At 41.6% G+C, this 12,356-nt stretch carries 10 protein-coding genes; 2 read left to right on the forward strand and 8 right to left on the reverse strand.

The features are described from left to right. The first annotated feature begins 224 nt into the window (after positions 1-224). Complete coding sequence (sppA, locus tag QZT26_RS03915; protein WP_295100793.1) at positions 225-1,190, forward strand: signal peptide peptidase SppA; 966 nt, start codon at positions 225-227, stop codon at positions 1,188-1,190. Positions 1,191-1,259: 69 nt separating this feature from the next. Here sppA and QZT26_RS03920 read toward each other — a convergent pair whose 3' ends face one another. Further along, positions 1,260-2,651, reverse strand: coding sequence for a sigma-54 dependent transcriptional regulator (locus tag QZT26_RS03920; RefSeq protein WP_295100795.1), 1,392 nt, complete (start codon positions 2,649-2,651; stop codon positions 1,260-1,262). Further along, positions 2,648-5,107, reverse strand: a complete 2,460-nt coding sequence (locus QZT26_RS03925; RefSeq protein ID WP_295100796.1) for an ATP-binding protein — start codon at positions 5,105-5,107, stop codon at positions 2,648-2,650. Before QZT26_RS03925 ends, QZT26_RS03920 begins: the two co-directional genes overlap by 4 nt. 414 nt (positions 5,108-5,521) lie before the next feature. Between QZT26_RS03925 and QZT26_RS03930 the strand changes: the two genes are divergently transcribed. Next, entirely contained in the window at positions 5,522-5,923 is a 402-nt protein-coding gene (locus QZT26_RS03930; RefSeq protein WP_295100799.1) for a response regulator, read from the forward strand. A gap of 24 nt (positions 5,924-5,947) precedes the next feature. Here QZT26_RS03930 and QZT26_RS03935 read toward each other — a convergent pair whose 3' ends face one another. The 6 genes from QZT26_RS03935 to QZT26_RS03960 form a co-directional block, all read right to left on the reverse strand. After that, entirely contained in the window at positions 5,948-6,874 is a 927-nt protein-coding gene (locus tag QZT26_RS03935) for a 3'(2'),5'-bisphosphate nucleotidase CysQ (protein ID WP_295100802.1), read from the reverse strand. Positions 6,875-7,019: 145 nt separating this feature from the next. Next, the gene (locus tag QZT26_RS03940) at positions 7,020-8,183 is read right to left on the reverse strand and encodes an RCC1 repeat- and reductase domain-containing protein (protein WP_099325636.1); all 1,164 of its coding nucleotides are present in this window, start codon (positions 8,181-8,183) and stop codon (positions 7,020-7,022) included. A 215-nt stretch (positions 8,184-8,398) separates the two neighbouring features. After that, the gene (locus QZT26_RS03945) at positions 8,399-8,947 is read right to left on the reverse strand and encodes a CPBP family intramembrane glutamic endopeptidase (protein WP_157820573.1); all 549 of its coding nucleotides are present in this window, start codon (positions 8,945-8,947) and stop codon (positions 8,399-8,401) included. Positions 8,948-9,142: 195 nt separating this feature from the next. Continuing rightward, positions 9,143-9,517 carry a hypothetical protein gene (locus QZT26_RS03950; protein WP_099325634.1) on the reverse strand — a complete coding sequence of 125 codons (375 nt, stop codon included), beginning with the start codon at positions 9,515-9,517 and terminating at the stop codon, positions 9,143-9,145. A 207-nt stretch (positions 9,518-9,724) separates the two neighbouring features. Then, positions 9,725-11,635, reverse strand: coding sequence for a sulfatase-like hydrolase/transferase (locus QZT26_RS03955; protein ID WP_295100807.1), 1,911 nt, complete (start codon positions 11,633-11,635; stop codon positions 9,725-9,727). Between the two features lie 316 nt (positions 11,636-11,951). Continuing rightward, entirely contained in the window at positions 11,952-12,242 is a 291-nt protein-coding gene (locus QZT26_RS03960; protein ID WP_157820572.1) for a hypothetical protein, read from the reverse strand. Positions 12,243-12,356 lie beyond the last annotated feature (114 nt).

Consider the following 12,356-nt stretch of genomic DNA (forward strand, 5'->3'; position numbering starts at 1 on the left):
TGAGAAGTTACCGGTATCTGTTTTATTAGTGTGCATTCCCGATTTTTTGTAACCGTTAATGGGGTTATGGCGAAACAACCCTGTCAGGGTTAACACTACTGCAACGTTTTATTAAAACATGGCGGAAGTCACAAAAAATCAGTAATACTCCTGTTTTATTAAGGTACATAAATTATTATTAAAAATCGTCCCCATAATCAATTATGAAAAACAATCATTGTCACATGTTACTTCCTTATTTTCTTTCCTGTCTCATGTTTTTGATTTCAGGCTGTAGTTTTATAACGGTTTCTTTGGTGCCTACGGTGGGTCCGCTTAGTGAAAAGACCGTTTCGGGAAGGGGGAAAGACAAAATACTCATTATTGATATTTCAGGAATTATTTCTGATGAAAAAAAGGCAGGCTTTCCCGGTTTAACGGAAGAGCTGGATATGGTTTCACGTGTTAAGGAAGAGTTGACGCTGGCGAAGATGGACAAACAAGTGAAGGCAATTCTGCTGCGCATAAACAGTCCGGGCGGGAAGGTTACAGCATCGGACATGATGTATTATGAAATTATGCGGTTTAAAGAGGAGACGAAGAAAAAGGTTATTGCCTGTATTATGGATATTGGTGCATCGGGGGGTTATTATGTTGCGGCTTCTGCAGACAAAATTATAGCGCACCCGACAACGGTAACAGGAAGTATCGGCGTCATTATGATCAACCTTAGCATAGAAGGGCTTTTGCAGAAGGTTGGAATTGCCGACGCCTCTGTTAAAACCGGAGAACACAAGGATATGGGATCTCCTTTGAAGAAGATGACAGAAGAGGATCGGAGGATATTTTCAGAGATACTTAATGCTATGTATGAGAGATTCCTTTGCGTCATTGAGGAAAACAGAGAGGGCATTTCGATGGAGAAGATAAGAGAACTTGCGGACGGAAGGATTTATTCCGCTCAACAGGCGCTGGAGAATGGGCTGATTGATCAAATAGGGTATCTGGATGACGCGGTTTCAATCGCAAAAAAAGAAACTAATCTTACGGAGGCGCGAGTTATTCTTTACCACAGACCCGGGTCATATAAAAACAACATATATTCTCAATTAACCGGCGCAGGCGCAGGAAACATTAATCTTTTCAACATTGATATAAAGACGTTTATCCATTCCGTCGCCCCTTCGTTTATGTATATATGGATGCCTTAGTTATTGTAGCAATCCCCAATCCCCAATCCTCAATCTGCAATTTGCTGATTGTCGACTGTAGGTTGGCAATTATATTATCTGCCTTGATTTGATAGCGTATTTTTTCAACATGCGTTGCAAATATTGTCTTTCTATCTTGCATTCTCTTGCTGCGTTGGTTACGTTACCACTATTTTTATTAATGATATTCATTACATATTTAGTATTAAAGACATCAAGGGCCTTTTTTCGCGCTTCTTTGTAAGGATGAGAAAGCAGGTCGTCCCAGAGCATGTTGTTGCCGTCTTCTTTCCGTACAATGGGTAAAATAACATGTAGCGGAATGATTGGTTCATTGGTAAGGGTAACGGCCCTTTCTATTGCGTTTTCAAGTTCACGCACATTACCCGGCCAGTGATATTTATATAATTCCATTTCCGTTTCGGGAGAAAGCCCCTTTATCTGCTTGTTTTCTTTTTTATTATATTTTTCGATAAAGTGTTTTATTAATAGCGGAATATCTTCTTTTCTCTCCCGCAACGGAGGCATTTTTATATTGATTACATTCAGCCGGTAGTATAAATCCTCGCGAAATTCCTTATCCCGTACTTTTTTGAGCAGGTGCTGGTTTGTCGCAGCAATAATCCGGACGTCTACATTTCGTGCAACGGTATCTCCCAGCGGGATAAATTCCCCTTCCTGCAGAACGCGCAGGATTTTTGCCTGAACCGGTGTTGGAATATCTCCAATCTCATCCATAAAGAGGGTGCCGCCGTCTGCCTCTTCGAAAAGGCCCTTTTTATCTTTTATAGCGCCGGTAAAGGCGCCCCTGACATGTCCGAACAATTCACTTTCCAAAAGATGCTCAGACAGGGTGGCGCAATTGATTACTACGAATTTTTTATGCTTTCTATTGCCGTTAAAATGGATTGCCCGCGCCACGAGTTCCTTACCTGTGCCGCTCTCGCCGGTGATTAAAACGGTGGCGGAGCTAAATGCAACCCTGGAAATCATATCCATAACCTTCTGTATTTCTTTCGAATTCCCGATAATGGTTTTTCGCCCAAATGCCTTTTCCAGCTCGGAATGAAGATAGTTGTTTTCTTCAATAATTTTATTTTGCTCAATCATGCGTTCAATATTAAGCATGATTTCATCAATGCTAAAGGGCTTTGTGATGTAATTAAACGCACCTCGCCTCATTGCCTCTACGGCAGTGTCTATCCCGCCGTAGGCGGTCATTATCAGGATGGAAGCATTATTCATTTCCTTTGCCCTTTGAAGCAATTCAAGCCCGTCAATGCTGCCGGGAAGTTTCATATCGATAACAATGAGAGAGAACGAGTTTTTTTTAAATTCCGCAAGCGCCTCTTCTCCCGATGCTGCTGTTTTGACCTGGAATCCGCGTTCGGTGAGTGCGTTATAAAGCACCTTTCGGTATCCCTCTTCATCATCAACGACCAATATTTTAGTTCTGTTCATTTTGGTTTTTTCCCCTTTACCGGCAGGAATATCCTGAATGTTGTACCTTTTCCCGCCATACTTTCTGCCTCAATACTTCCATCGTGCATTTTTACAATTCCGTAGCTGATGCTTAATCCCAGTCCCGTCCCCTTTCCATCTTTTCTTGCCGTAAAAAAAGGATCAAATATCTTCCCCAAATCATGCTTATTGATGCCCATGCCGTTATCTTTTATGCATATTTCTATCGATTCCTTATCTGCGTGAAAATGTGTGCCAATTGTCAGTATCCCTTTTTTGCGGACGTCTTCACGCAAGGCTTCTTTCAGAGATTCTTTTATTGCAAAGACGGCATTGTTGGCAATGTTAATAATAACCTGCTCTACCTGGCTGCTATCCATCATCGTATCAGGGATACGGGGATCAAAATTTCTCACAACGTCAATCTTCTCTTTTCGGTATTGCTTTTCCACAATATTGAGTATATTGTCGATCAACTTATTGACATTTGACCAGCTCATTCTCGGCTCTTTCTGCCGGGAAAAATCCAGCAACCCGCCAATTAATTCTTTACATCGAATGGATTCCTTTGCGGAACCCTCAAGGTATTCATGTAAATGAAATCTGTTTTTGCTGATAACGTTATAGGTCTCCTCAAATCTCCTGCTGTTATTTTTCAGGTTTTCAATTATGGAGGACAATTCCTGTTCAAACAGTTCCTTATTAACAAACGACCCGCAGTCAATGGCAGAAAGAACCTTGATCAGCCGCTGTGTATCTTCAATGATGGAAAGTGTGTTGCTTTCTTTAAAAGTGTTGGTAATCCTTTCAAAAAGCCTCAGACTTTCTGTGCTATAGAGGTATATTACGCCGATAGGGTTATTTAGTTCATGGGCAATTCCCGCCACTAACTGGCCGATGGACGCCAGCCTGTCCGATTGCACAAGTTTATGCTCCAGACTTCTTAGTTCAGTAATATCGCTGGCAACCCCCAATATGCCTATTAATTGTCCCTCCTTGTTTTTTATCCGGGAAGTGCTGAGCAATACATTTCGTACATTGTTTTGTTTATCCACCGCTTCGACTTTCACTCTCCTGCTGGAACCGGCATGAAGAATCTGGTTCACCTGCATTTGTTGTTTGTTGAATAAAAGAGAAATCAAATGCCGCCCTATCAGCTCGTCTTCTTCGTAGCCCCAGTCTTTTATCTTAGGATTGATAAAGGTAAAATTGCCCTGTGCGTCGAGCATAAAGATCAATTCATTTGCAAACGTTAAAATGCCCTCTAAATATTCTTTTTTTTCTTCAAGGGACTCCTTTAGGTTCAGGATCTTTTCACTGGAATCTTTAATATAATACGTCATTTTGTTAAACGAATCGGTCAATTCTCCCAGTTCGTCTTTCAGGTTGTTTTTTATCCGAAAATCCAAATCGCCTGCTGCCACTCTTTTCATACCCCTAACAAGCATGAGGATGGGATTGATAATCCCCCGTGAAACAAATAATGATACAAATATCACGCCGATAATGCATATGCCAACCATGGTGATTGCGCGGTATTTTAATCTATAGATCGGATAATATGCCTCCGATGCATCTGTTTCCACCAGTAAAACCCATTCCATTCTCTTTAAGTACCGTGCGGCGCCAATAACACTAACACCCCGGTAATCCTTGTAAACCCCTACAAACTCATGCCCGTTTAAAAATACAGCAGTGACCGGTTCAGAAGGAACCGATTGCGTTAAAATAGCATTCGTTTTAAATCTTGATTCAGTAATCATCAAATAGTTTTTATTTATAATATATGCCTCGCTGGTTTCTCCCCTTCTGAGGAAAGTGCCGCCATAATCTTTTATAAGCAGCTTTTTGCCAGTGGTAATCTCATTTAACTTCGTTGCGTTATAACGGATCACTAAAACTCCCAGGAATTTTCGTCCGCGTTTCCTAATGATAGGAGACGCAAAGGCCATAGAAGACTCTCCCGTATCCCTGTCTATGTAGATATCCTTAATATAAGGACCATTTTTGCCATAAATAAAATAATCAACATCGCATTCCTTCTTTCCGATACTGTTTTCGTCGCTTGAGGCAACAACTATGCCCGATGGGTTTAAAACAAAGGTTTCATAAAAATCCTTATTCAGGTTCGTCTTGTACACCAGATAATCATTAAATTTTTTTACGACATTTTTGTTGTCAGGATTGTGATTAAGCATCTCTAAATGCCTTCGGATAAACTCGTCAGATGCGAAAAATTGTGCCGAATATTCACCCGCGTCAAGAATGGTAAGTATGTGGTTTTTGATCCCTTCGGCGATGAATGCTTCCTCTTTGAGGAGTTCATTCTTAATAGTTTCCTTACCATACCGATATGTAAGTGTAGCGACAACTATGATGGGGAAAATAGATAACAGCAAAAACCAGCAGAATAGCTTTCTGCCAATGCCGCTAAAGAGGGTGACGCCTTTTATCATACACTACTTTCCGGACTGAAATGGTGAAATTCGAGATGCGAAATATGAAAGATGTGCTTGTTTAGCATTTTAAATCATTTAGTCATTACGCGCTCGTTCCCAAGTAGCGGCAAGACATACCTTGCCGCTACTTGGGAACGAGTGTTTTTAATTGTTACTGGGAAACAATGTCATACCGGGTCTGATTTTACTATACGGTATGGGGAACATCAAGCCGCAATTCTTTATTGTAGCGGGAAGGCCGGTCGCCGTTCGCGGAAATAGAATGTGAACGGATGCGTCCGGAGGCAGATGTTTCTGCAATAATATCTGATGATTTTGACTACAATAATTTAGTGAACCGGGAGCGATCGTTTGATACAATAATACCTAATCAGTAGTTTCTTTGTATTTTGCAAAAAAGTGGTAATAGACGTGCCGGAAACAATGTATGCCGCAGACAGCGAAAAGCCGGAAGCAATCCTTGTGGCCGAAGATGAATATGCCGTGAGGGAAATAATGGAAAAACTGCTTGAAAACAAGGAATACAAGGTGATTTCAGCGGTGGACGGTGAGGATGCGGTAAATAAATTTGAGGGTCATAAAGGCTGCATTGGTATGTGGCTGTTCGACATCATGATGCCGGGAATGAATGGCAGGGATGCATATGGCCGTACTAAAAAAATCAAACCCGATATTAAAACATTATTTATGAGCGGATATTCAGAAAATATTTTAACAAACAAAGACCTCCGGGATGGGAGGGTATATTTTCTGCAAAAACCGATGACTCCTGATAAATTATTTCATAAAGTAAGCGAAATCTTTAGTACATAGCATGAAGGTTAAGAATTTTGGTAACTATTGCCCTGTAATGGGTGGTAAGGGACTATTTTCTCCCATTCCTATAAAAAACGGGTTGACCAGATTTTCCTTATTATATTTCAAAGGCATATTGGTTTCTGCATCCATTATTTTCCCATTGCTCTGCTCGACAATTGCTTGTCCTGCCGCCGTATCCCATTCCATTGTTGGGCCAAACCTTGGGTAAATATCCGCCTTGCCTTCAGCCAAAAGGCAGAATTTCAGAGAACTCCCTGCGGAGATGATTTCAATTTTCCGCCCTTCACCACGCAAACTTTCCACAAATTTTGCAAATTGCTCTGAAGGGTGTGAACGGCTTCCGATAACCGTCAGATGAATTCCATCTTCGTCCGGGGAACGATTGTTTTCAACATTCTTTTTATGAGTATGGCGTGATGGCAATCTTTCCGAACTATCAACAAGTTCTTTTAATGATAAAACATTTGCTATGCCTTGATTGTTTTCCCGCCTATATGCCCCTAATCCTTCGCATGCAAAATAAAGAACATCCGTGACCGGCACATAAATACAACCTAAAACAGGCCTGTTTTTATGGATAAGGGCAATGTTTACGGTAAATTCGCCGTTTCTCTTAATAAATTCCTTGGTACCGTCAAGCGGATCAACCAACCAAAAAGATTCCCAGTATCTCCTCTCGGTATAGGGTATCTCTTTCCCTTCCTCACTTAATACAGGCAGTGAGGAGACAGCATTGGCATTGCCGGAATTATTGCCGGTAGTCAGGGTTTTCAGGTCTTTTGTAATAACTTCATGCGAATGCTTGTCTGCCAGCGTCAAAGGAGATGTATCGTCTTTGTGCTCAACTGCAAAATCGGTGTAGTACACTTCTAAGATTGCGCGTCCCGCTTTACCGGCGGCGGAAAGAGCGGTGAAAAGATGTTGGGAATATTTTATAGTGTTCATAGTCTTTTATAAAAAGAAAGGTTTGTGCGTTGTAAATTATACATGACGACATATGTTCCCAGTAAACGGCCACTCATGGCTTAGCCCAGCCCACAGTCCACAATCTGCAATTTGCCGACAGTAGACTGCCAACGGGAATGTTTCTTCAATACCATTTGCAGATCAAAACGGGTTTTGTTTTGCTGCCGACAGTGCCATCTCCCAATTGACCAAAATTATTTATGCCCCACACCCACAAACTGCCGTCGTTTTTAAGCACAACATTGTGGAATTCTCCGCATGCTATTGCAATAACATCGGTTATCTCGTTTACTAAAACAGGGCGATAGGCAGGCAATGTAACTTCTTTTTCCGTGGGAGTCGCTCCTATGCTGCCAAATTCCCAAACCTTGCCTTCAATGGTAAGCGCAAGGCTATGATTCCCTTTAGCAGCTATTTCTATGATATCCCGTACATCAGATACGTTAACGGGTGTGTTTCTGTTTGTAGTTGTTCCATCGCCCAATTGACTCAAGCCATTTGACCCCCATGCCATGATTGTGCCGTCGGATTTCAATGCAAGGCTGAAATCGCCTCCCCCGTTCACGGCAATGATGTCGCGAAGATTGCTTACATGGACAGGGCTACACCTGTTGGTAGCGCTTCCATCACCCAATTGTTCCATATTGTTTGAGCCCCATGCCCACAGTGACCCGTCAGATTTAATGGCAAGGCTGTGATACCCCCCGGCGCTAATAGCAACAATATTGTTTAGTCCTGGTATCCGGATGGGAATCTGTTGGTTTTTAGCATCGCCAATGCCGAGCTGTCCCTTGTCATTAATGCCCCATGCCCATACCGTTCCATCAGATTTTAGCGCCAGATTGTGTTGTCCTCCGCAGGAAATGGCGATAATGCCGCTTAATTCTTTTGTTTTAATAGGAATGTTGCTGCTTTTATAGGAACCGTCTCCTAATTGACCCGCCCAATTTCCTCCCCATGCCCACACTGTTCCATCGGATTTTAAAGCAATACTGTGCCACGCTCCTCCATCGATTACAATAATACTGCTAAGGTGTTTTACCTGCACGGGGGAATGTTTGTTTTTGATGGTGCCGTCACCAAGTTGGCCGTATTCATTTTTTCCCCACGACCAGAGAGAGCCGTCTGGTTTTAGCGCAAGGGTATGAAATGCGCCAGCCGCTATTTTGGGCGCAACCTGAACAGCAAAGGAAGTTTTGACCGCCAGTGTTGAAACGAGAAACACAACAACCAGGCACAAAAACAGTTTACATACGGAGAAGATAAAATGGGAAAAAATATTTCTCATAATCGTATTCCTTTTAAATAAAATTCATTGCAAGGATGACACGGACAAACAGAGTTTGTCCGTGCCACCCTTGTTGATCGAAAATATTTGTCTCAATTTTCGTAACACTTTAGTTTTTTGAAAAATTCCAACAATGTAGTACGACCAGGTTCGTCGCACTACAAATCCTATCACTTATCGGCAGATTTTTTTCTAAAAACTAAATAGTGTTGCCTTTATTTAAACCTCCTGAAATGTTTCAGATAGATCAATGCGCACAAATCGTAAACAAAGTGTATTTGTATGGGGATAAGCAGGCTTTGTAAATAGTAACATAAAAATCCGATATATATACTCATTAAAAATGCAATAACAAAATATGCCGGTGAGATAAAGTGGAGTAGCCCAAAAATCACGCTTGCTGCAAAAATGCCAAGTTTATTTTGCAGTACTCCCCGAAACAGTAATTCTTCGGAAAATCCCGCTAAAAGAGAAATTATACACATATCAGGGAGCGTTAAATGAGAAAACAGAGGTTTTAGGTCATGCAGTATCGTTTGCCTCAGTGAATTTGCGAAAGGCATCTTCCCCGATTTTTCCGAAAGAAGAAGCACAAAGATAGAGAAAGGAATAGCAGCCCCAATAGTGCCAGTGAAAGTATCACGTAAAATATTTTCAGTCAGAGGCAACAATTGAATTCTTAGATATTTTGCAAGAACCAGTGCCAACAGTAATGCAAAACCCTCAGTAATAAAAATAAAGAATAATAATTTTGATCTTTTCATTTCATAATCACTCGTGCAAAAGCAGGGACGAAGCATTTACACGTTTGGGTATAAATGCATTTATGACAATTTACAGCAAATGCTTCGCCCCTGCACTACCTTTGCTCTGTTTCTGTTAATGTCATTCCACCATAATCTACTGTCAGATACAACATTTCTTGTCTGTGGTGTTTTTCGGAAAACAGATTCATTTGACTATGCATTGCGTGCAAACATCGTCAATAGTCGGGAGGCGACCCCAATACCTAACCAGACAACGCTTGCGAAAAGTATTCTATTAAGAAAAGATGCTGAAAAGGGAAATGCAAATTCGGCTGCAAACTCCGCCTTGAAATAACGATGTTCTCCTTCTGTGCCTCTACGCACAAAATCTCCGGGAAAGACAACGAACGATAAGGGCTCTTCGCGCAGTTCCCTGGCAATCTTCTCAAAGGTGCCCGCACTTTTCGTATCGCCGATAACGGAAACCGGAATTCTTCCTTCGGTTTTTCCCTTATCAATTCTTCTCTGACGTGCAAAAAATTTCCGGATAGCTGGGATAGCTCCTCGTGTCCTTTGAAGTGATACCAAAGCATGGCGTATACTTCAAAACCAAGGAATAGTAGCATAAGAAAAAGGAATAAAATACTTACCCATGGAGAGAACCGCTTTTGAAATAGCGGAGCTATTCTCATTAATTTAACGTTTAGGAATTTCAATGTTGTAGGACGAAACGATTGCTTCGTCACGAGTGAAATGACACTTCGCTCTACATGAAAAAATTGCCGGAGGCCTAATTTATTGATTGAATTTATTGATTTCCGTCATCAAAAGTGCAAGATCGTTTTTAGATGACGTAAAGAATCTTTTTTTGTCTGCTATTTCCTGATCTGTTCTGGTGGTAGTGGTTTGTTTGTGAAAATTATACGATTGCAGCGGGAAAACAGCCTTGTAGTCATGGTTAACATAGCAAAGACTATCCCAATCGCAAACAACAGTGTATGTTCGCCCGGTAGGTTCAAGGAGATTGTGTCCCAGCGAATAGTCGCTCGCAGGATTTGTCGTACCGAAGAGAGGCATTATGGTTGCGGGGATATCCAGGTGACTGGTCATTTTTGTAACGAGCTGAGGCTGTCCCTTTGGCAGCCAGAGTACTAAAGGTACCCGGATCTGTTCTTCCGTATAGGCGGAGTTGTGTCCCCAATGTCCTTTTTCCATAAATTCCTCACCATGGTCGCCCGTAATGATAACAATGGTTTTTTCAAGCAGTTGATTTGATTCCAAATAATGTATTATCCTGCCGAGTTGTGAATCAAGATGATGGCATGAGTTGATATAACGGTTTTTTATAAGCGTTATATCATTTTCAAGATCCATCCTTGCATAGTTCATGTCTTTAAGAAAGGGGGTTTTGATGATCGACTCTTCCGGAAAATAGTACTGTGCGTGAGGCGATTCGAAGAACATGAATGTAAAAAAAGGCCTGCCTTTTTCCCTGTGCTCTAAAAAATCGATCATTGCCGTTACATGCCTGCGATCATTTTCCCAACCGCTCAGCCCCTTGGTATATTCATGCAGGTTTTTCGAGGGGATATCGACAAAGAGGGTCTTGTCAAACTCCGGATAAGAAAATTTTGCGCTGGTAAACAACTCCATCTGATAGTCGAGGTCAATAAGCCTGTCAATTAATACAGGGCCTTTTCGATGATGCAAAAATTCAAACCAGTAATTGCCGTAGAGTCCGTAGAACATTGAGAAAAGACCCATTCGTGTGCCGTTGCCTCCGCTATAGTGGTTGAGAAACCACGTTGATTTTTTCGCAAAGGCCATAGTTTGCGGCATGATCTCATGGTCAAGCATGTCTGCCCGCCATGATTCAGCAACAAGCCACACGATGTTATAGTCCGGAGCATCCCAGGTGTATTGCATTGATTGTAAAGGATAATGGAGCTGGAGATCATTTTCATTTTCATTGAACTTCAGTTGAACTGTTCTTTTCGGTGAAATGCCAAATTTTTTGGCCCAACTCCTGAAGGTGACCGGGATATAGAGTGGAAAGGCATTTGACGCACTCAAAACGGCACTTTTGGCCTGCAGATGACAAATACCGTATGTGAAGGACTGAAAGCCGAAAAGAAAAATCAGAAAAATGGGAAATAATATTTGATAGCGAAATTTTAACGAGACGAAAGAAACCCTTTGCAAAACCCCAGACCTGGCCATGACAAAAAGCGCCACCTGCAGGGCAAAAAATCCGGCAAAGATCATTACAATACTGATAAGGGTTGAATCGCTGCTGCCAAGCGACTCTATACCGCCCGGTGTGGTGATAAGGTTCCAGACAAAGCCGTTGATATGAAAGTGGTAGAGTTGAAAGAGTTGCTTGTCGGTAAAAATCAGGATTTGCACCAAGGTAAACAACACGATGGTAATTCCAAAAATAACCGCAAGGCACTGCTTTCTGACAAGTGATCGATCATGCCTTTTCAACACCTTTCGTACAAGTATCTCAAGGATTAAGACGGGAATGAATACTAAGAAAAGGTACAAAAAACTGTAAAAGAGATACATCGAAAGGCCAAAGAGGATCGTGACCGTGTCATTATAATGGATCTGTTTCAGATAAAACAGGGTGTTGAAAAGTACTGCGATGTAACTAAGAGTAAAGTACCTCCATAAGACTCTTTTTGCGCTCAGGTTGTTCTTCATGATTTCCCCGAATGCGTAAAAAGGCAGACAGGCACTGCAGCAATGAGGACTGCTCCCGCTTCGGTCTTTACAAAAATAATCCAACGCACCGATACATGTAGCCACGAAAAATTCATAACCAACCTTTTCAATTCGTAAGAAAGAGATATTCTGGTCTCGCCGTTCAGGATGACGGTTACTGCCAAAAAATATAAAATATTATACAGAAGCTTTCACCTGAAAATACTTTTTCTCCGCAGATTTTGCAGATTAGCAAACATAAAAAAACTTTTTAATCTTATCCTAATCTGTGGCTTATAGTCAAATAAACCTGATTTTAAAAATTTACTGGTGGGCCATCGCATTTGCGATTTAAGTATCCTTCCAGACTTGGTACCATTACGGTAAAGCCTCCGAGCGATAGCGGGGTTTCGGGTGGAGCTTCGTTTTTGGCAATCATATACACGGGTTTCCATTCATCATCCTCTAAAAGTGCTGTACACGGCAAATCCGGGCATTCCCTTACAAACATGGTAACAAACATACCCCCCATGCCACTATCATATAAAGAGCAATACACGGCTTGATACGCTCCGCTGTCTCCAATTGGCGCTCTTCTATCTTGCAACCGCTCTTTAATACTTTAAAATATATCTCTATCTGCGATCGGCTCTTCTCCTCTTGTAATACAGTTTGTATTTACTCAAAAAGATAATTATAACTATTCAGTGTTATCGCGGCC

The organism is uncultured Candidatus Kuenenia sp., assembly GCF_900696675.1.
Lineage (GTDB): Bacteria > Planctomycetota > Brocadiia > Brocadiales > Brocadiaceae > Kuenenia > Kuenenia stuttgartiensis_A.